Annotated in this window: 17 protein-coding genes and 1 pseudogene; 9 read left to right on the top strand and 9 right to left on the bottom strand. The window is 72.9% G+C overall.

Translation table 11 applies throughout. From position 1 onward, the window contains the following. The first annotated feature begins 32 nt into the window (after nt 1–32). Nucleotides 33–728 carry a spherulation-specific family 4 protein gene (locus AB0C62_RS12545; protein ID WP_362972222.1) on the top strand — a complete coding sequence of 232 codons (696 nt, stop codon included), beginning with the start codon at nt 33–35 and terminating at the stop codon, nt 726–728. 30 nt (nt 729–758) lie between these two features. Here the strand turns inward: AB0C62_RS12545 and AB0C62_RS12540 are convergent, their stop codons facing one another. Next, nucleotides 759–1,553, bottom strand: a complete 795-nt coding sequence (locus AB0C62_RS12540) for an adenosylcobinamide-GDP ribazoletransferase (protein WP_362972220.1) — start codon at nt 1,551–1,553, stop codon at nt 759–761. A gap of 60 nt (nt 1,554–1,613) precedes the next feature. On the opposite strand from AB0C62_RS12540, the gene AB0C62_RS12535 reads away from it, so the two are divergent. Next, on the top strand, nt 1,614–2,381 hold the full coding sequence (locus tag AB0C62_RS12535) for a hypothetical protein (RefSeq protein WP_362972218.1): 768 nt from the start codon (nt 1,614–1,616) through the stop codon (nt 2,379–2,381). On the opposite strand, the gene AB0C62_RS12530 is transcribed toward AB0C62_RS12535, so the two are convergent. The 3 genes from AB0C62_RS12530 to cobT form a co-directional block, all read right to left on the bottom strand. Then, entirely contained in the window at nt 2,318–3,019 is a 702-nt protein-coding gene (locus AB0C62_RS12530) for a hypothetical protein (RefSeq protein WP_362972216.1), read from the bottom strand. The two genes, AB0C62_RS12535 and AB0C62_RS12530, sit on opposite strands and share 64 nt — an antisense overlap. A gap of 43 nt (nt 3,020–3,062) precedes the next feature. Further along, nucleotides 3,063–4,859 carry a phosphatidylglycerol lysyltransferase domain-containing protein gene (locus AB0C62_RS12525; protein ID WP_362972214.1) on the bottom strand — a complete coding sequence of 599 codons (1,797 nt, stop codon included), beginning with the start codon at nt 4,857–4,859 and terminating at the stop codon, nt 3,063–3,065. A 293-nt stretch (nt 4,860–5,152) separates the two neighbouring features. Beyond that, the gene (gene cobT, locus AB0C62_RS12520) at nt 5,153–6,301 is read right to left on the bottom strand and encodes a nicotinate-nucleotide--dimethylbenzimidazole phosphoribosyltransferase (RefSeq protein ID WP_362972212.1); all 1,149 of its coding nucleotides are present in this window, start codon (nt 6,299–6,301) and stop codon (nt 5,153–5,155) included. Nucleotides 6,302–6,423: 122 nt separating this feature from the next. Between cobT and AB0C62_RS12515 the strand changes: the two genes are divergently transcribed. Continuing rightward, entirely contained in the window at nt 6,424–7,491 is a 1,068-nt protein-coding gene (locus tag AB0C62_RS12515) for a class I SAM-dependent methyltransferase (RefSeq protein ID WP_362972210.1), read from the top strand. 63 nt (nt 7,492–7,554) lie between these two features. On the opposite strand, the gene AB0C62_RS12510 is transcribed toward AB0C62_RS12515, so the two are convergent. Further along, complete coding sequence (locus AB0C62_RS12510) at nt 7,555–8,754, bottom strand: bifunctional adenosylcobinamide kinase/adenosylcobinamide-phosphate guanylyltransferase (RefSeq protein ID WP_362972208.1); 1,200 nt, start codon at nt 8,752–8,754, stop codon at nt 7,555–7,557. Between the two features lie 113 nt (nt 8,755–8,867). Between AB0C62_RS12510 and AB0C62_RS12505 the strand changes: the two genes are divergently transcribed. Further along, nucleotides 8,868–9,080, top strand: coding sequence for a hypothetical protein (locus AB0C62_RS12505; protein ID WP_081216814.1), 213 nt, complete (start codon nt 8,868–8,870; stop codon nt 9,078–9,080). A 112-nt stretch (nt 9,081–9,192) separates the two neighbouring features. Here AB0C62_RS12505 and AB0C62_RS12500 read toward each other — a convergent pair whose 3' ends face one another. The 3 genes from AB0C62_RS12500 to AB0C62_RS12490 form a co-directional block, all read right to left on the bottom strand. Then, on the bottom strand, nt 9,193–10,293 hold the full coding sequence (locus AB0C62_RS12500; protein WP_362972206.1) for a trypsin-like peptidase domain-containing protein: 1,101 nt from the start codon (nt 10,291–10,293) through the stop codon (nt 9,193–9,195). A gap of 93 nt (nt 10,294–10,386) precedes the next feature. Beyond that, nucleotides 10,387–11,088, bottom strand: coding sequence for a methyltransferase domain-containing protein (locus AB0C62_RS12495; RefSeq protein ID WP_362972204.1), 702 nt, complete (start codon nt 11,086–11,088; stop codon nt 10,387–10,389). A gap of 83 nt (nt 11,089–11,171) precedes the next feature. Then, complete coding sequence (locus AB0C62_RS12490) at nt 11,172–11,795, bottom strand: DUF3043 domain-containing protein (protein WP_362972202.1); 624 nt, start codon at nt 11,793–11,795, stop codon at nt 11,172–11,174. 246 nt (nt 11,796–12,041) lie between these two features. Between AB0C62_RS12490 and AB0C62_RS12485 the strand changes: the two genes are divergently transcribed. The 5 genes from AB0C62_RS12485 (at nt 12,042) to AB0C62_RS12465 (ending at nt 18,522) form a co-directional block, all read left to right on the top strand. Next, a complete protein-coding gene (locus AB0C62_RS12485) occupies nt 12,042–12,839 on the top strand; it encodes a PspA/IM30 family protein (RefSeq protein ID WP_362972532.1) in 798 nt (265 codons plus the stop codon). A 30-nt stretch (nt 12,840–12,869) separates the two neighbouring features. Beyond that, a complete protein-coding gene (locus tag AB0C62_RS12480) occupies nt 12,870–13,148 on the top strand; it encodes a hypothetical protein (RefSeq protein ID WP_351424478.1) in 279 nt (92 codons plus the stop codon). Nucleotides 13,149–13,290: 142 nt separating this feature from the next. Beyond that, nucleotides 13,291–14,511, top strand: coding sequence for a sensor histidine kinase (locus AB0C62_RS12475; RefSeq protein ID WP_362972200.1), 1,221 nt, complete (start codon nt 13,291–13,293; stop codon nt 14,509–14,511). After that, nucleotides 14,508–15,191 carry a response regulator transcription factor gene (locus AB0C62_RS12470; protein WP_362972198.1) on the top strand — a complete coding sequence of 228 codons (684 nt, stop codon included), beginning with the start codon at nt 14,508–14,510 and terminating at the stop codon, nt 15,189–15,191. The genes AB0C62_RS12475 and AB0C62_RS12470 overlap by 4 nt, the downstream gene beginning before the upstream one ends. A 154-nt stretch (nt 15,192–15,345) precedes the next feature. After that, nucleotides 15,346–18,522: an efflux RND transporter permease subunit gene (locus tag AB0C62_RS12465; protein WP_362972196.1), complete on the top strand. Its 3,177-nt coding sequence runs from the start codon at nt 15,346–15,348 to the stop codon at nt 18,520–18,522. Nucleotides 18,523–18,558: 36 nt separating this feature from the next. On the opposite strand, the pseudogene AB0C62_RS12460 reads toward AB0C62_RS12465, so the two are convergent. Further along, a pseudogene (locus tag AB0C62_RS12460) lies at nt 18,559–18,629 on the bottom strand (3-methyladenine DNA glycosylase); the annotation flags it as partial.

The raw sequence follows: 18,629 nt of genomic DNA, 5'->3' as shown, positions 1-18,629 counted from the left end.
TCCGACCCCGGCACCCGGAAGAGAGCCCGCCCATGCGCACCCCCGACCTCGGGCCGTCCGGCGGATCCGGAGGCCCGGTCGCTCCCCGTACGGACCGGTCCCTCCTCGTCCCGTACTACGAGCACCCCGCCGTCCGCCCCGCCGAGTGGGAGGCGCTCCTGGCCGCGGCGCCACGGCTGTACGGCGTGGTGCTGAACCCGGCCAGCGGACCCGGCGAGGACCCCGACCCGGCGTTCGCGGCGGTCGCCGCCCGGCTGCGCGCCGCGGACGTCCGCGTCCTCGGTTACGTCGACACGGACTACGGGCGCCGGCCCCTCGCCGACGTCCTGCGCGAGATGTCCCGGCACCGCTCCTGGTACGACACCGACGGCACGTTCCTCGACCGGGCCGCCGCCACCGAGACGGGCGTGCCCTACTACCGGCGGCTCGCGGCGGCCTCCCGGGGCACGCTCGTCCTCAACCACGGGACGACACCGCACCCCGCGTACGCCCGCGTCGCCGACGTCCTCGTCACTTTCGAGGGGACCTGGGCCACGTACCGCAGGAAGGCCCCGCCGCCGTGGACCGGTCCCGGGGCGAGCGTGTGCCACCTCGTCCACGGGGTGCCGGCCGGGGTCGATCCGGCGGCCCTGGCCCGGGAGCGGGGAGCCGACCTGTACTGCGCGGTCCCCGGCGTCGGCGACCACCCCTGGGGCACGCTTCCCTGCGGCCTGGAGCCCGCGTCGTGAACCCCCGTCCGGGCCGGCGGCGCGGGGCCGTCAGCCGAGGGCCAGCACCACGAGCGCCGTCGTGGCGGCCGTCTCGGCGAGGCCGCCGAACACGTCGCCTGTGACACCACCGAAGCGGCGCGTGCAGTGCCGCAGCAACAGCTCGGCGGCCAGGCAGGCGGCGGCCACCGCCACCACGGCGCGCACCAGGTCGTCCACCCCGACGAGCGCACCGGCGCCCGCCGCCACCACGGTCACGGCCGCCGCCACCAGCAGAGCCGAACGAGCAGGCACCGCGCCCGCGACCGCCGCGCCCAGGCCCTCGGGACGGGCCGGGGGCACTCCGGTGCGCGCTGCGAGCGTCAGCGCGAGGCGGGCCACGACCGCGGAGAGGACGGCCGCGAGGACACCGCGGGACCACGAGGTCCCGTAGGCCTCGGCGAGTGCGGCCACTTGGGCCAGCAGCACGAACAGGAGAGTGATCACCCCGAACGGGCCGATGTCCGACTGCTTCATGATCCGCAGCGCGTCCTCGGCGGGCTTGCCGCTGCCCAGCCCGTCCGCGGTGTCCGCGAGGCCGTCGAGGTGCAGCCCCCGGGTCAGGGCCGCGGGGACGGCCGCCGTCGCCACGGCCGCGAGCAGCGGTCCCGCCCCCATGGCCAGCAGTGCCACGCCGACCAGCGCCGCGCCGGCCCCGACCACCAGGCCGGCCAGCGGAGCGCACAGCATGCCGCCGCGGGCCGCGTCCCGGTCCCAGCGGGTCACGGTCACGGGGAGCGCGGTGAGGGTGCCGAAGGCGAAGCGGAGGCCATCGGCGCGGGGGGAGGCGGGAGGGGTCGTGGACACCGGCGCAGGCTATCCGGACGTCCGGAGGGCGGACACGGCGCCGGTGGATAAAGTTCGCATATGGGTCATTGGTTGCAGCGGAACATTGTCGAACCAGGCAAGCTCCCCATGTTGCTCGCGCTGGCCTCGTTCGTCGTGACCTTCGTCGTCACCCGCGTCATCGTGCGCATGATCCGGGCCGGCAAGGGCCCCTTCGGCAACGTCAAGGCCGGCGACCTGCACATCCACCACGTGGTCCCCGGCATCGTGCTCACGGTGATCGGCGGATTCGGCGCGGTGGCCAGCGGCCGGTACGGCTTCGGGGCCTCCGCGTTCGCCGTGGTGTTCGGCATCGGCGCCGGCCTCGTACTTGACGAGTTCGCGCTCATCCTGCACCTCGACGACGTCTACTGGACCGAGGACGGGCGCAAGAGCGTCGAGGTCGTGGTGCTGACGGCGGCCCTGGTCGGCCTGGTGCTCAGCGGCTTCTCGCCCTTCGGCGTCAACGACGTCAACGACCAGGAACTCCAGGACCGCACCAGCGCGATCGTGACCATCGCCCTCAACTTCTGCTTCGCGCTGCTCGCCCTCAGCAAGGGCAAGGCGCGCACGGCGATCTTCGGGATCATCGTCCCCTTCGTCGCGCTCATCGGCATGATCCGGCTGGCCAAGCCCGGCTCGCCCTGGGCCAAGCGCTTCTACCGGCGCCGGCCGCGCGCCCGTGCCCGGTCCCGGCTGCGCGCCTACCGGCACGACCGCCGCTGGGCGGGCCCCAGCCGCAGGGTTCAGGAGTGGATCGGCGGCAAACCCGACCCGGAGCCCGCCCGCGCCCTGCCCGAACGGCGGTGACGCGCGGCGGAGACGCCGCACATCACCAGGACCGCCGCGATGGCCGCCAGATGCTCCTTGCCGGCCAGGTTGTCCTTGAGGAGCACCTCGACCACCATCGCCGCGATCACCAGGCCCGCCGTCACATACGCCCGGTAGCGCCAGCCGAGGAACACCGCGAGGCCCACCACGGCCGCCGACGGGCCGGTGTCCACGATCTGCGCGTCGGCGCCGGGCAGCCCCAGCGGATGGTGCGGGCCGAGCGCGATGCCGACCCGCGCGTACAGGGTCCCGGCCAGCGTGGCGACGTAGGCGATGAGAAGCGTGCGCCACCAGCCCAGACAGATCTCGGCGATCCCGAAGACGAGCAGGATCTGCGCGAGCGCGCCCCACACCGGCAGGTCCAGCGCCGGTACGAACAGGGAGAGCGGGGTACGCAACAGGGCGAGCCACAGCGGGTCCTCTGCCCGCACCGAGCCGAGGTCCTGCACCGCCTGGAAGCCCCACGACCGGTTCTGGACGAACTGCAGCACCGCCGTCAGACACACCGCGCCGAGCGTCACCGGGACCGCCCGCCACCTCCGCCGCACGAGGCCCCGGCTCACGGCGAGGTACAGCGGACCCCACTCGGCGCGGGCCCAGCGGGCGAGCCGGTTCATCCGCGGGTTCCCGCGGTCCGCCCCGCGTCGGTTCCCGTCCGTCTCATCTGTGCGACTCCAAATGCTTGCGGTGCAGCCACTTCGGCAGGCCCGGCGCCTCCAGGAACCCCTCGGCCCGCGCGGACGCGACACCGATGCGCAGCAGGTCCGCGCTCTTCTCGAAGAGCAGGAACCGCGGTTCCCAGATGGGCCGGTACTTGGCGTTGGCGCGGTACAGCGACTCGATCTGCCACCAGCGGGAGAAGAAGCTGAGCAGCGAGCGCCACAGCCGCAGCACCGGTCCGGCGCCGAGGCGCGCGCCACGTTCGAAGACCGAGCGGAACATGGCGAAGTTCAGTGAGACCTGAGTGATCTCGATCTCCCTGGCCCGCCGCAGGAGTTCGATCACCATGAACTCCATCAGCCCGTTCTCGGAGTCGCGGTCACGCCGCATCAGGTCCAGGGACAGCCCGTTCGGACCCCACGGGACGAAGGACAGCACCGCCCTCAACTCGCCGTCCGCGTCCGTGCATTCGAGCATCACGCAGCGCCCGTCGTCCGGATCGCCGAGCCGGCCGAGCGCCATGCTGAAGCCCCGCTCGGTGGCCCCGTCGCGCCAGTCGTCGGCGCGCCGGAGCAGGTACGCCATCTCGTCGGCCGGGATCTCCTCGTGCCGCCGGATGCGCACCCGGTACCCGGCCCGCTTGACCCGGTTGTAGGCCTGCCGGACGGTGCGCATCGCCCGCCCCTCGAGGGTGAACTCGGCGGTCTCGACCAGGGCTTCGTCGCCCAGTTCCAGCGCGTCGAGACCATGCCGGGCGTAGATCGTGCCGGCCTCCTCGCTCGCGCCCATCACCGCCGGGATCCAGCCGTGCTCCCGCGCCTCGGCGAGCCAGGGCTCGATGGCGCCGGGCCAGGCCTCGGGGTCGCCGAGCGGGTCGCCGCTGGCCAGCGAGACCCCGCCCACCACGCGGTACGCCACCGCCGCCTTGCCGGTCGGCGACCAGACCACGCTCTTCTCCCGGCGCAGTGCGAAGTAGCCGAGCGAGTCCCGGTCGCCGTTGCGTTCGAGCAGGACCCGCAGGTGCTTCTCGTCCTCCTCCGTGAACGGGTCGACGGCGCGCCGGGAGCGGAACGCGGCGTAGAGGACGGCGAGGACCAGCAGGGTGCTGAGCACGTTGACGGTGACGTTGACCCAGTTGGGCGTCGCGATGCCGGGGTAGTGGGAGTCGTCCGCGGCGACCGACACGAGCCGCAGGGTGCCGTAGCGCCAGCGGTCCAGGAAGGTCGAACGGTGCGCGTCCCCCGCGGTGTTGGTGACCGTGACCAGCAGCGCCGCGAACAGCGAGGTGACCAGCAGGCCGCCGACCGCGACGACCGCGGCCAGCCTCGGGTTCGACCGGTCGCCCTTGGCGTAGAACTCCCGGCGGCCGACGGCCAGCGCGCCCACGAAACCCGCCGTCAGCGCGAGCGAGACCCAGTTCTGCGCGTACTGGCGGATCTCCGGGAACGCCATCGCGACCGTGAAGAGCAGCAGGAACAGGCCGCTGAGCACGGAGTTGAGGATCCAGGCGGCCCGCTTGCGCCGTCGCATCGTGATGGCCAGGAACATCGTGAACACCCCGGACGCGAAACCCGCGGTCAGCAGGTAGGGCGTGAAGTAGTTCTCCGTGTTGTGCCGTCGTACGTCCTGACCGAGCGAGACCCACGCGGCGCTCAGAAAGTTGATGAACGTGACCGCGCGCAGATACCAGACGGCGAAGGACGCGGCCCGCCGCGAGGCGGCCGTGGACCGCCGGTCCCCGTCGCTCCGGCGGGCCGACGCCCGTTCCTGATCAGCGGCAATTCGGGCATCTCCCATAAAGCGCGATGATATGGGGCACGGCGGCCGGTACGGGGGAGGGACGGGACGCGCGATGCGCCCCGGACCCGAGTGTCGAACGGGGGCCCGCGGCCGCAGCCGCGGCGACGCCGAGTGACGCCGCCCGGCAGGGCGGCCGGGACGGTCCCGGCCCGGAAGCCGGCCGCGCGGCCCCGTCCGCAGGCCCGCGCGGTCCCGTCCGCAGGCCCGCGCGGTCCCGGTACCCGGTGTGGCCCGGAATGCGGCCGGCCCCCGGCGACGGGCTCGTCGTCAGGGGCCGGTGCGGTCTTCGGTCAGCCGTCGGTGCCGGGCTCGGGAACCGGCCGGGAAACGGGCTCCGACTCCGACTCCGACTCGGAGTCGGGCTTCGTGTCGGGCTCCGGGTCGGCCGCGGGGGAGGGGGCCTCCGGGAGGTCCGCCGCGAGGCCTGCCGCGGCCTGGACCAGCGGCAGCGCGAGCAGCGCGCCCGCGCCCTCGCCCACCGTCACGCCGTGGTCGAGGAGCGGTTCGAGTGCCATCCGGTCCAGCGCCTTCGTCTGCGCCGGCTCCCCGCTGTTCTGCCCGGCCAGCCACCAGTCCGGGGCGCGGAACGCGACCCGCTGTCCGACCAGCGCGCACGCGGCCGCCACGACGCCGTCGAGGATGACCGGCATCTTCCGCGCCGCGCTCTGCAGCAGGAAACCGGTCATCGCCGCCAGGTCGGCACCGCCCACGGTCGCGAGCAGCTGCAACTGGTCGCCGAGCACCGGCCGGGCGCGCCGCAGCGCGTCACGTACGGCGGCGCACTTGCGCATCCATGTGATGTCGTCGATGGCCTCGCCGCCCCGGCCGGTCACGACCGACGCGTCCGTCCCGCACAGCGCCGCGACGAGCACGGCCGCCGCCGTGGTCCCGCCGACACTGATGTCGCCGAGCACCACCAGGTCCGTACCGGAGTCCGCCTCCTCGTCGGCGAGGGCGACCCCGGCGCGGAAGGCGGCCTCCGCCTCCTCCAGGGTCATCGCGTCCTCGACGTCGATGCGGCCCGAACCGCGCCGGATCCGGTGCCGCACGACCTCGTCGGGCAGCCCCTCGGGGTCGGCCTCCAGCGCCATGTCGATCACCCGCACCGGCACGCCGAGCCGGCGGGCCAGCACCGCGGCGGGACTCGCGCCCTCCAGGACCGACCGGACCAGCACGGAGGCGCTGCCCGCGGGGCGTGCCGACACGCCCAGGGCGGCGATCCCGTGGTCACCCGCGAACAGCACGACCCGCGGGTGCTCGATCGGCCGCACCGGAACCGCGGACTGCGCGGCCGCCAGCCACTCACCCAGGTCGTCGAGGCGGCCCAGGGCGCCCGGCGGGACGATCTGTCGCTCCCGCCGCGCCTCGGCGTCACGGCGTACGCCTCCGTCGGGGCGCTCGATCAGATCGGTGAAGTCGTCGAGATTAAGCGAGCTCATTCGCCGAACAGTACCGGCCCCGATCGAACACGTCCGCGCCACGTCGTTGCGCTCCGGATCGCGCTCACATACGTACCGTTTGTGTCGGATTGTCGTACGGCTCGTCCCCGACAGGAGCGCCCATGCCCCCCACCTCGCTGCCGATCGCCGAACGCCGGGCCGCCTACGCGGCCGAACTCGCCCAGGGCACCGAGCGGTTCCACGAACCGCGCCGCGCCGACTGCCCCTGGTGCGGCTCGCGGCGCCTGCGCACCCGGCTGCGGACGCCCGACCTGCGACAGCGCAAGCCGGGCACCTTCGTCGTCGACGAGTGCGGGGACTGCGCCCACGCCTTCCAGAACCCCCGGCTCACCGCCGAGGGCCTGGCCTTCTACCACCGGGACGGCCGGGAGGAGGCACACGAGGGACTGGCCGAACGGCTGCTCGGCGCCCGCGGCGGCACCCGGCGCCACCGCGCCGCCGCCCGCGCCATGCTCCCCTTCCCCGAGCCGGAGAGCTGGCTCGACGTCGGCACCGGGCTCGGACACTTCCCGGAGGCGGCCCGGGAGATCCTCCCGTACACCTCCTTCGACGGGCTCGACACGTCACGGCGCGTCGAGAGGGCGCGCGCCGCCGGGCGGGTCGAGGAGGCCCACGTCGGCCGGCTCACCGACCCGCGGATCGCCGAACGGCTGCGCGGCCGCTACGACGTCGTGAGCATGTTCCACCATCTGGAGCACACCCCCGACCCGCGCGAGGAACTGCGCGCCGCCCTGGAGGTGCTGCGTCCCGGCGGCCACCTCCTCGTCGAAGTGCCCGACCCGGACAGCGCGTTCGGCCCCCTGCTCGGCAAGTGGTGGGTGGCGTACGGCCAGCCGCGCCATCTCCACCTCATGCCGCTGCCCAACCTGCTCGGCGAACTGGAGTCCCTCGGCTGCGCGATCGTCGTGACGGACCGCCGGGAGCCGCACGTCCCCTACGACCTCGCGGGCGCCGTCGCGCTGGCCCTCGGCCGCGCCCTCCCCGGCCTCGACGCCCCCTGGCGCCCCGCGCCCCCGACGCTCCTCCAGCGCAGGCTGCGGACGGGCCTGACCCGGGCCGCCGCCCCGCTCCTCGCCTCCACCGCGGCGCTCGACCATCTGATGGCCCCCCTCCTGCGCCGCACCCGCTTCTCGAACGCGTACCGCGTCGTAGCCCGCCGGGAGCCCTGAGGCGGGAGACGTGACGCCGGCCGTGACGGGGGCCGTGCGGCGAGAGGCCACGCGCCCTCGGGCTCAGCCCCGCAGCCGCAGCGCCTGCCCCGCCACCAGCAGCAGCACGTGTTCGCACTCGTCGGCGAACTGCGCGTTCAGCCGCCCGAGTTCGTCACGGTAGCGGCGCCCGGACGCGGTGGCCGGGACGATGCCCGAGCCGACCTCGTTCGAGACGGCGACGAGTGTGCGGCGGGTGGCGCGGACCGCGGCGACCAGCTCCCGCGTGCGGACGCGCAGCGCGCGTTCACCGCCGCCGGACCACTCGGCGTCGTCCCACGCGTTCACCTCGTCCATGGCGTCGGTCAGCCACAGGGAGAGACAGTCGACGAGCAGCGGCGGGCCGTCCTCCGCGAGGAGCGGGACCAGGTCGCAGGTCTCGACGGTGCGCCAGGACCCGGGCCGCCGTTCACGGTGGGCGCTGACGCGCGACGCCCACTCGGAGTCCCCGCCGCGCGTGCCCCCGGTGGCGACGTACAGGACGTCCGGGAACGCCTCCAGGCGCCGCTCCGCCTCCAGCGACTTGCCCGACCGCGCCCCGCCGAGCACCAGCGTCCTGCGCGGCACGTCCGGCACGTCCTCGTAGACGCCCACGTCGAGTGTGGTCCCGTCGGGCACCGCCCGCGCGCCGGCCGCCGCGAGCCGCCGCCGCAGTTCGGGCCCGGGCGGCACGTCGTGGTCGAGGTGCACCGCGATCACGTCCGTCGTCGGGCCGACCGCGCCGACCGCCCGCAGCTTCGCCAGCGCGTCCGGCCGCCCCACCACGTCGGCGAGCACCATGGCGTACGTGTCGCCGTTCTCGTCCAGGCCCGCCGGCGCGCCGCCGGGCGGCAGATACAGCAGTCGCAGTCCGTCCGGCCCGGTCACCGCGTAGCCCGTGCCCGGCGCGTCCATCGGCACCGCCCGCACCCGGTGGCCGGTCAGCAGCGCCAACTCCCGCCCGTCCGGCACCCGGCCGGGCTGCGGCAGCCCGGCCGGCACCTCCACGGCGGGCCCGTCGTGCGGATGCGAGAGCAGGACCTGCCGGACGCCGCCCAGCGACTGTCCGGCACGCGCCGCCGCGAACGCGGCGCCGGGCGTCAGGTCGAGCAGCAGCGTGCCGTCGACGAGCAGAGAGGTCGCCGCCCGCGCCCTCTCGCCGAGCGCGGACGCGCAGGCCGCGCAGGGACAGTCGGGGCGGGGCAGGCCCGCGGGGGCACCGGTGCCGAGCAGAGTCAGTTCCACGCCGATGATTTTTCCGTGTCCCCGCAGGTCTTGCGCGTCCGGCTAGGCTTCGGACGGGAGCCGGATCTTGTCCGGCTCGCGCTGTGCAGTGTGCTCACACCTTGGAGGCGTACATGGCGGCATGGACGTGGCGGTTCGAGAAGTCCGACGGGACAGAGGTCCAACCCGCGGTGCAGCCCGAGGAGTTCACCACGCAGGGCGACGCCGAGTCCTGGATCGGCGAGGTGTGGAAGGACCTGCTGGCGGGCGGCGCGGACCAGGTGTTCCTCTTCGAGGACAGCACGAAGATCTACGGTCCGATGAGTCTGCACGCCGAACCGGAGTAGGCCGGTCGGGGTTGCCGGGGCCCCGCCCCGGCAACCCGCGCGCCCGCCGCGGCCACGCCCCGGAGACCGCCTGCCTGGGCCACCTCCCGGGGGCCGCCGGACGGCACCCTCACTAGATCTCACCCAGCGTCACCTCCACCGTCCTGCGGTTCCCGCCGCGGGTGAACGTCACCTTGGCCTTGTCGCCCGGCTTCTCCGCGGCGAGCGCCTCGGAGAGCGAGGTGATGCTGGTGACCGCCGTGTCGTCGAGGCCCACGATGACGTCGCCCGGTTCGATCCCGGCCTTGTCGGCCGCGCCACCGCTCTTCACCTGCGCCACGGCGACGCCCGCCGGCTGCGAGGCGGCGTCGACCACGGTCCGTCCGGTGATGCCGAGCGCGGCCCGGCCCGAGTCGGTGACCCGGCCGTCCTTGATGATCTGGTCCGCCACCGTCTTCACCATGGAGGCGGGGATCGCGAAGCCGATGCCGGGCGCCGCGCTGTTGCCGAGGTCGGGGTCGGTGGCGGCGAGGGTCGGGATGCCGATGACCTGGCCGTCGAGGTTCACCAGCGCGCCCCCGCTGTTGCCGGGGTTGATCGCCGCCGAGGTCTGCACCATGTTGGCGATCGTGGCGCCCGTACCGCCCCCGGAACCGCTCTCGCTGACGGTGCGCCCGGTCGCCGACACGATGCCCTGGGTCACGCTGGACGACAGTCCGAGCGGGGAGCCCATCGCGAGCACGATGTGCCCGACCTGCACCTTCGAGGAGTCCCCGAAGACCGCGGCCTTCAGTCCCCGCGGCGGCTTGTCCAGCTTGACGACCGCGAGATCCTGCTCCGGGTACGCGTAGACGAGGCTCGCCGTCAGCTCGCCCTCGTCGCTGGCCGTCGTGACCTTGAACTTCTTCTCGTCCCCGACCACGTGCGCGTTGGTGACGATGCGCCCCGAGTCGTCGTAGACGACGCCCGAGCCGAGCGCGCCGCTCGCCTGGATCTGCACCACCGACGGCAGAACGTTCTTGATCACCTTCAGGTAGTCGTCCTGGAGGTCGTCGGCCGCCGCGGGCACCGCCGCCCGCGTGGTGGTCGAGCCCTCCGTCCGGCCGGAGCCGGACGCCGCCTCGTCGGCCGAGCAGCCGGAGACCAGCACGGCCGCGCCGGCCAGCAGAGCCAGGGACCCGCGCAGGCGGAGGGGATGAACACGGGCGCGGGCGAGGGCACGGGAGGCATCCATGCCCGAAGTGTCGCTTCGCGCCGGGTGTCACTGCCTCCGGTGCTCACCCGAACGGGTCGACGGGCTCCTACGGTCCTGCCGTCGGCCGGAGGGTCAGCCCCGCACGCCGCACAGGTGCAGCAGCGCCGCCACCTGGCGGTACGGATCGGTGCGCCCGGCCCGCTCCTCGGCGGCCAGCAGCGTCTCCACGTCCGCGGGAACGGCCGCGCCGTCGGCTGCGGTGTCGGTGAAGACCCGCACGCCGTACCAGGCGTGCAGCGGCGCCCCGATCCCGGCGAGCGTGCCGGTCAGCGTCGAGAGCCGGTCGGCGCGGACGTCGAGCCCGAGCCGGTTCGTGTAGGCGGTCGTGTCGAAGGCCGACAGCGTCGCCGCCCAGTCGCCGTGCAGACCGGGCCGCATCGCCAGCGCGTCCGCGTTGCGCACCAGCAGCGAGAGCAGTCCGCCCGGGGCGAGCATGCGCGCGAGGCCCGCGAGGAGCGCGTCCGGCTCCTGCACGTACATCAGGACGCCGTGGCACAGCACCACGTCGAAACTGCCCGGCAGGAAGTGCACCCCGGTCTCGCGCCCGTCGCCCTCGATGAGACGCACCCGGCTCCGGATGCCCTCGGGCTCGGCGGCCAGCGCCTCCCGGGCCACGGACAGCATCGTCGCGTCCTGTTCGAGGCCGGTCACCTGATGGCCGGCCCGGGCGAGCCGCAGGGCCTGCGTGCCCTGGCCCATCCCGACGTCCAGCACCCGCAGCCGCTGCCCCACCGGGTAGCGCCCGGCTATCTGCTCGTCGAGCTGCCGGGCCACCAGCTCCTGGCGTACGACATCACGCAGGCCGCCCAGCTTGCTCAGCCAGGCATCCGCCGCGCCCCCGGAGAAAGACGTCGCGCTCAGGGCCGCTCTCCGCGCTTGACCTGCGGCTTCGGCAGCCGGAGTCGACGCATCTGGAGGGTGCGCATCAGCGCGTAGCGAACCGCGCCCTTGGTGGGCTGGTCGGGGAAGCGCTGGGCGAGCTGCTTGCGCATGCGGATCGCGATGCCGATCGAGTCGAGCACGATCAGCACGATGACGACCAGCCACAGCAGCAGGGCGATGTTCTGCAGCGCGCCGACGCGCAGCATGCTCATGACGAGGATGACCACCGCCATGGGCAGGAAGAACTCGGCGACACAGAATCGCGAGTCCACGAAGTCACGCGCGAAGCGGCGCACCGGGCCCTTGTCGCGCACGGGCAGGTAGCGCTCGTCGCCGCTGGCCAGCGCCTGGCGCTGGCGCTCCATCTGGGTGCGGCGGTCGTCGCGCTGGCGCTTGGCCGCCTCCTTGCGCGTCGTCGGCGTCGTGGCGACGCTGCGGCGCTGGGTCTGGGCCTCACTGCGCTTCGGAGTGGGGCGGCCCTTGGGGGCCTGCGGGTCACGGGTCACTTTGGAGTCGGCCAGCGCCTTGTCGGCGGGGGCCTTCTCTTCCTTCGCACGGCTTCGGAACACAAAACCCAAGGGTACGGGGTTCGTGGGCATGGACGTCGTGCGAGTGGGGAACGATCCGGCAACACCGTACGTCTGTAGTGGGACAGAGGGGACGTTGCGGCCGTGTGGCCCCCGGGTCTCACCTACTCCCTACGCCGGAGTGGTGCCGGTCGCAGTCGTCCTTGGGGATGAGCGCATCCGTCCCCGAACAGTGCGGTAATGGATGCAGGGCCCGTACTGTGGGTTCTGTTGCAGTACCTGGAGCTGGAGTCCGTCAGAAGGGGGCGCGCGAAGCCCATGAGCGGTGTCATGAAGCGTATGGGGATGATCTTCCGCGCGAAGGCGAACAAGGCCCTTGACCGGGCCGAGGACCCGCGCGAAACCCTCGATTACTCGTACCAGAAGCAGCTGGAGCTGCTCCAGAAGGTGCGCCGTGGTGTCGCCGACGTGGCGACCAGCCGCAAGCGCCTGGAACTGCAGCTGAACCAGCTCCAGGGCCAGTCCACCAAGCTGGAGGACCAGGGCCGCAAGGCCCTCGCGCTCGGCCGCGAGGACCTGGCCCGTGAGGCGCTGTCCCGCCGCGCCGCGCTCCAGCAGCAGGTCACCGACCTGGAGACGCAGCACCAGACGCTGCAGGGCGAGGAGGAGAAGCTCACCCTCGCGGCCCAGCGCCTCCAGGCCAAGGTCGACGCCTTCCGCACCAAGAAGGAGACGATCAAGGCCACGTACACCGCGGCCCAGGCGCAGACCCGGATCGGGGAGGCCTTCTCCGGCATCTCCGAGGAGATGGGCGACGTCGGCATGGCCATCCAGCGGGCCGAGGACAAGACCGCGCAGCTCCAGGCGCGGGCCGGCGCGATCGACGAGCTGCTCGCCTCCGGTGCCCTGGACGACCAGTCGGGTCTGGCCAAGGACGACATCCAGAGCGAGCTGGACCGGCTCTCGGGTGGTACGGATGTGGAGCTGGAGCTGCAGCGCATGAAGGCGGAGCTGGCCGGCGGTTCCTCGTCGTCGCAGCAGGCGATCGAGGGCGGCCCGGGTCAGTCCCAGTCGTCGTCGCAGCCCCAGGACACACCCCGTTTCGACAAGCAGTGACCTACCGGGCCCACGCCTGAGGAGGGCGACATGATCGTACGGATCATGGGGGAGGGGCAGGTGAGGCTGGACGATGCCCGCCTCACCGAGCTGAACAGGCTGGACGACGAGTTGCTCGCCGAGATGCAGCGCGGCGACGACTCCGGTTTCCGCCGCACCCTGGGGGCACTCCTGGACGCGGTCCGCGCGGCCGGGTCCCCGCTCCCCGACGACTCCCTGGAGCCGTCGGAGCTCATCCTCCCGTCCCCGGACGCCACCCTCGAAGAGGTCCGGGAGATGCTCAGCGACGACGGCCTGATCCCGGGCTGACCGCGCCTCGTACGCCGGTGCCGGTCCCGGTGCCGGGTCCTGGTACCCGTGTCCGGCGCGGCCCGGGACAGCTAGAGGATGTGGCCGGAAGCACCCGTACCACCCGGTTCCGGGCGAGGCAGGTCGCCGTACCGTGGGCGGGGTGAGCACCCTGGAGCGTACGAGGGACTGGCTGCGGGCCCACCCCCTCGCCCTGGACGCCGCCCTCGCCACCGGCGTCCTCGCCTGTATGGCGGCCGGCTCCTTCGTCGACCCGCACGGCGAGAACGGCACGACCTGGAGCGCCCGCACCCCCGACGCCCTCAGCCTCGTCCTCATGGTGCTCGGCGCCGGCGCGCTCGTCTTCCGCCGCCGGGCCCCCATGAAGGTCCTCGCGGCGACCGGCGCCTTCTCCCTGGCCGAGCTGGTCACCGGCGACCCCAGGGCCCCGGTGGTCATGTCCGCCGTCGTCGCGCTCTACACCGTGGCCTCGACGACCGACCGTCCCACGACCTGGCGGGTCGGACTGGTCACCATGACCGTCCTGACCGCCGTCGCGATGCTCGCCGGGCCGCTGCCCTGGTACGCCCAGGAGAACCTCGGCATCTTCGCCTGGACCGGCATGGCCGCCGCCGCGGGTGACGCCGTCCGCAGCCGGCGCGCCTTCGTGCACGCCATCCGGGAGCGCGCCGAACGCGCCGAACGCACCCGCGAGGAGGAGGCGCGTCGCCGCGTCGCCGAGGAACGGCTGCGCATCGCCCGCGACCTGCACGACGTCGTCGCCCACCACATCGCGCTCGTCAACGTGCAGGCGGGCGTCGCCTCCCATGTCATGGACAAGCGGCCCGACCAGGCCAAGGAGGCCCTCGCCCACGTGCGGGAGGCCAGCCGGTCCGCGCTGAACGAGCTGCGCGCCACCGTGGGCCTGCTGCGCCAGACCGGCGACCCCGAGGCCCCCACCGAACCCGCCCCCGGACTGGCCCGGCTCGACGAACTCGCCGACACCTTCCGCAACGCGGGCCTGCCCGTGGAAGTGGCCCGTTCCGACCAGGGCAGCACGCTCCCCGCCGCCGTCGACCTCGCCGCGTACCGCGTGATCCAGGAGGCGCTGACCAACGTCCGCAAGCACGCGGGGCTGGCGGCGAAGGCCGAGGTCAGCGTCGTCCGCGTCGGGGACAACGTGGAGGTGACCGTCCTCGACAACGGGCCCGGCCAGGACATCGGCCCGCAGGAGGGCGGCGGCCACGGACTGCTCGGCATGCGGGAGCGGGCCACCGCGATCGGCGGGAGCTGCACGGCCGGTCCCCGCTACGGAGGCGGCTTCCGCGTCCATGCGATCCTTCCGGTCAAGAACCGCGCGCCTGCCCTGGGGGATCCCGTATGACCATCCGTGTCGTGCTCGCCGACGACCAGGCACTGCTGCGCAGCGCGTTCCGCGTGCTGGTCGACTCGGAGCCGGACATGGAGGTCGTCGGGGAGGCGTCCGACGGCGCCGAGGCGGTGGCGTTGACCCGTAGCGAGCGCGCCGACGTCGTGCTCATGGACATCCGCATGCCCGGCACGGACGGCCTCGCCGCCACCCGCCTCATCACCGCCGACGCGGGCCTCGCGCACGTCCGCGTCGTGATGCTGACGACGTTCGAGGTCGACGAGTACGTGGTGCAGTCGCTGCGGGCCGGCGCCTCCGGGTTCCTCGGCAAGGGCGCCGAACCCGACGAACTGCTCGCCGCCATCCGGATCGCGGCCGGCGGCGAGGCCCTGCTGTCCCCGGCGGCGACCAAGGGACTGATCGCCAAGTTCCTCGCCCAGCGCGACAGCGACGAGGACGGGCCCGGCCCGGCCGGCGCCGGCCGGCTCTCCGCACTCACGGGGCGCGAGCGCGAGGTCCTCGTCCAGGTCGCCGGAGGGCACTCCAACGACGAGATCGCCGAGCGCCTCGAAGTCAGCCCGCTCACGGTGAAGACGCACGTCAACCGGGCCATGGCCAAGCTCGGCGCCCGCGACCGGGCCCAACTGGTCGTGATCGCGTACGAGTCCGGTCTGGTACGTCCACGGGTGGACTGAGGTTCACCTGGGCGTACTGCGCCTGGAGTAGGTTCCGCGTAAGGAAATGGACCCAGGGGCTACGGATCGCCGCCCGTTCATGGCCCAGGGTGTGACGTGGGGTTCCCACGCTCCCCGCCTTCCGCTCGAACCACAGAAGAGAGACCCACCACCCATGTCCTGGCTGTCCAGATTCAGCCTCGCGCAGCGGGCCCTCATCGGGCTGATGTCGATCATCGCGCTCGCCTTCGGGGCGATAGCGATCCCCCAGCTCAAGCAGCAGCTGCTGCCCACCATCGAACTGCCCGTGGTGTCCGTGCTCGCGCCGTACCAGGGTGCCTCTCCGGACGTGGTCGAGAAGCAGGTCGTCGAGCCCATCGAGGACAACCTCGAAGGCGTCGACGGCATCACGGGTGTCACCTCCACCGCCGCCGAGGGCAACGCCGTGATCATGGCGTCCTTCGACTACGGCAACGACACCAAGCAGCTCGTCGCCGACGTCCAGCAGGCCGTGAACCGGGCCCGCGCCCAGCTCCCGGACAGCGTGGACCCGCAGGTCATCGCGGGTTCGACCGACGACATGCCGACCGTCGTCCTCGCCGTCACCTCCGCCAAGGACCAGCAGGCGCTCTCCGACCAGCTCGACCGCACCGTCGTCCCGTCCCTCGAGGACATCGACGGCGTCGGCCGGGTCACCGTCGCCGGTGTGCGGGACCTCCAGGTCACCGTCACGCCCGACGACAAGAAGATGGCGCGGGCCGGACTCAGCTCCACCGCCCTCGGCCAGGCCCTCCAGGCCGGCGGGGCGACCGTCCCGGCCGGCTCCTTCGACGAGGACGGCAGCAACCGCACCGTCCAGGTCGGCGGCGGCTTCACCTCGCTCGGGCAGATCCAGGACCTGATGGTCGCCGGTTCCCCGGGCAAGAAGCCGGTGCGCCTCGGCAGCGTCGCGACCGTGAAGCAGCAGCAGGCGCCGGCCGACTCCATCACGCGCACCGACGGCCGCCCGAGCCTCTCCGTCAGCGTCACCATGGACCACGACGGCAGCGCGGTCGCCATCTCCGACGCCGTCAAGGACAAGCTCCCCGGTCTGCGCAAGGACCTCGGCGCCGGCTCGGCGATCACCGTGGTCAGCGACCAGGGCCCGGCGGTCTCCAAGTCCATCCACGGCCTGACCACCGAGGGCGCCCTCGGCCTCCTCTTCGCGGTCCTGGTCATCCTGCTGTTCCTCGCGTCGGTCCGCTCGACGCTGGTCACCGCGGTGTCCATCCCGCTCTCCGTGGTGCTGGCACTGGTCGTCCTGTGGACCCGCGACCTGTCGCTCAACATGCTGACGCTCGGCGCGCTCACCATCGCGATCGGCCGGGTCGTGGACGACTCGATCGTCGTCCTGGAGAACATCAAGCGACACCTCTCCTACGGCGAGGAGCGCGAGCAGGCGATCCTCGCGGCGGTCCGCGAAGTGGCCGGAGCGGTCACCTCCTCGACCCTCACCACGGTCGCCGTCTTCCTGCCGATCGGCCTGACCGGCGGCATGGTCGGCGAACTGTTCGGCTCCTTCAGCATCACGGTCACGGCGGCGCTCCTCGCCTCCCTGCTCGTCTCGCTGACGGTCGTCCCGGTGCTCTCCTACTGGTTCCTGCGCGCGCCCAAGGGCACGCCCGCGGACGCCGAGGAGGCCCGGCTCAAGGCCGAGGAGAAGGAGGAGCGCAGCCGTCTGCAGCGCTTCTACGTCCCCGTCCTGCGCTTCGCGACGCGCCGCCGGCTCACCAGTGTGCTGATCGCGGCCGTCGTCCTCATCGGCACGTTCGGCATGGCGCCCCTGCTGAAGACGAACTTCTTCGACCAGGGCGAGCAGGAAGTCCTCACCGTCAAGCAGGAGTTGAAGCCCGGCACCAGCCTGGCCGCGACCGACGCGCAGGCGAAGAAGGTCGAGAAGCTCCTCGGCGGCATCAAGGGCGTCAAGAACTACCAGGTCACCATCGGCTCCTCCGGCTTCATGGCGGCCTTCGGCGGCGGCACGGACACCAACCAGGCGTCCTACCAGGTCATGCTGGACGACTCCGCGTCGTACGAGGACGTCCAGGACCGCATCGAGAAGGGGCTCGGCGCGCTCTCCGGCGTCGGCACCACCACGGTGTCCGCCGGTGACGGCTTCGGCAGCCAGGACCTCAGCGTCGTCGTGAAGGCGGCCGACGGGGACGTGCTGCGCGAGGCCGCGGGCAAGGTCCGTGACGAGGTCGCGAAGCTCGACGACGTCACCGACGTCACGAGCGACCTCGCGCAGAGCGTGCCGCGAATCTCGGTCAAGGCCAACTCCAAGGCGGCCGCGGCCGGTTTCAACGACGCCACGCTCGGCGCGGCCGTCGGCGAGGCGGTCCGCGGAACCACCAGCGGCAAGGCGATCCTGGACGACTCCGAGCGGGACGTCGTCATCCGGTCCGCCGAGCCGGCCACCACGCTCGCGGAGCTGCGCGGGCTGCGGCTCGGCGCGGTGAAGCTCGGTGACATCGCGGACGTGAAGCTGGTCGACGGGCCGGTCTCGATGACTCGGATCGACGGTCAGCGCGCGGCCACCATCACGGCCAAGCCGACCGGCGACAACACGGGCGCGGTCAGCGCGGACCTCAGCGCGAAGCTCGACAAGCTGAAGCTGCCCGCGGGCGCCACGGCGTCGATCGGCGGCGTCTCGTCGGACCAGGACGACGCGTTCGCGTCGCTGGGCCTCGCGATGCTGGCGGCGATCGCGATCGTCTTCATGCTGCTGGTGGCGACGTTCCGCTCGCTGATCCAGCCGCTGATCCTGCTCGTGTCGATCCCGTTCGCCTCGACCGGCGCGATCGGCCTGCTCGTCCTCACCGGCACCCCGATGGGCGTCCCGGCGATGATCGGCATGCTGATGCTCATCGGCATCGTGGTGACCAACGCGATCGTGCTGATCGACCTCATCAACCAGTACCGCGGGCAGGGGTACGGCGTGGTCGAGGCCGTCGTCGAGGGCGGCCGGCACCGGCTCCGTCCGATCCTGATGACGGCACTGGCGACGATCTTCGCCCTGCTGCCGATGGCGCTGGGCGTGACCGGCGAGGGCGGCTTCATCGCGCAGCCGCTCGCGGTGGTCGTGATCGGCGGTCTCATCACGTCGACGCTGCTGACCCTGCTGCTCGTCCCGACGCTCTACGCGATGGTCGAACTCCGCAAGGAGCGCCGCGCGAAGAAGAAGGCGGCGAAGCGGGCGGCGAAGTCCGGTGCGGACACCGCCGGCCACGGGGACGACGAGCAGGCCGACGAGAACGAGAACGAGAACAAGGACAAGGACGGGGACAAGTCCCCGGAGCCGGCCGGAGTCTGACCGGTTCACCACAAGGGCCCCCGTCCCGGCGTTCACATGGGCTCGATAAGGGCTCACCGTCGGGTCGTTGGCGATCCAGAACCGCCAGGGGTGGACGCCCCCGTCAC

Origin of the sequence: Streptomyces sp. NPDC048643, from assembly GCF_040650615.1 — a bacterium.
In the GTDB taxonomy this organism is placed as follows: domain Bacteria; phylum Actinomycetota; class Actinomycetes; order Streptomycetales; family Streptomycetaceae; genus Streptomyces.
The sequence above is the reverse complement of the archived record's forward strand: the minus strand, read 5'-3'. Positions and strand labels throughout refer to the sequence as shown.

Bases quoted from the DNA above. Each gene is read 5' to 3' on its own strand.
- AB0C62_RS12525 (WP_362972214.1), bottom strand. From the start codon at position 4,859: ATGGGAGATGCCCGAATTGCCGCTGATCAGGAACGGGCGTCGGCCCGC.
- AB0C62_RS12485 (WP_362972532.1), top strand. From the start codon at position 12,042: ATGAGCGGTGTCATGAAGCGTATGGGGATGATCTTCCGCGCGAAGGCG.
- AB0C62_RS12480 (WP_351424478.1), top strand. From the start codon at position 12,870: ATGATCGTACGGATCATGGGGGAGGGGCAGGTGAGGCTGGACGATGCC.
- AB0C62_RS12465 (WP_362972196.1), top strand. From the start codon at position 15,346: ATGTCCTGGCTGTCCAGATTCAGCCTCGCGCAGCGGGCCCTCATCGGG.
- AB0C62_RS12515 (WP_362972210.1), top strand. From the start codon at position 6,424: ATGCCCCCCACCTCGCTGCCGATCGCCGAACGCCGGGCCGCCTACGCG.
- AB0C62_RS12530 (WP_362972216.1), bottom strand. From the start codon at position 3,019: ATGAACCGGCTCGCCCGCTGGGCCCGCGCCGAGTGGGGTCCGCTGTAC.
- AB0C62_RS12470 (WP_362972198.1), top strand. From the start codon at position 14,508: ATGACCATCCGTGTCGTGCTCGCCGACGACCAGGCACTGCTGCGCAGC.
- AB0C62_RS12505 (WP_081216814.1), top strand. From the start codon at position 8,868: ATGGCGGCATGGACGTGGCGGTTCGAGAAGTCCGACGGGACAGAGGTC.
- AB0C62_RS12545 (WP_362972222.1), top strand. From the start codon at position 33: ATGCGCACCCCCGACCTCGGGCCGTCCGGCGGATCCGGAGGCCCGGTC.
- AB0C62_RS12535 (WP_362972218.1), top strand. From the start codon at position 1,614: ATGGGTCATTGGTTGCAGCGGAACATTGTCGAACCAGGCAAGCTCCCC.
- AB0C62_RS12500 (WP_362972206.1), bottom strand. From the start codon at position 10,293: ATGGATGCCTCCCGTGCCCTCGCCCGCGCCCGTGTTCATCCCCTCCGC.
- AB0C62_RS12490 (WP_362972202.1), bottom strand. From the start codon at position 11,795: ATGCCCACGAACCCCGTACCCTTGGGTTTTGTGTTCCGAAGCCGTGCG.
- cobT (WP_362972212.1), bottom strand. From the start codon at position 6,301: ATGAGCTCGCTTAATCTCGACGACTTCACCGATCTGATCGAGCGCCCC.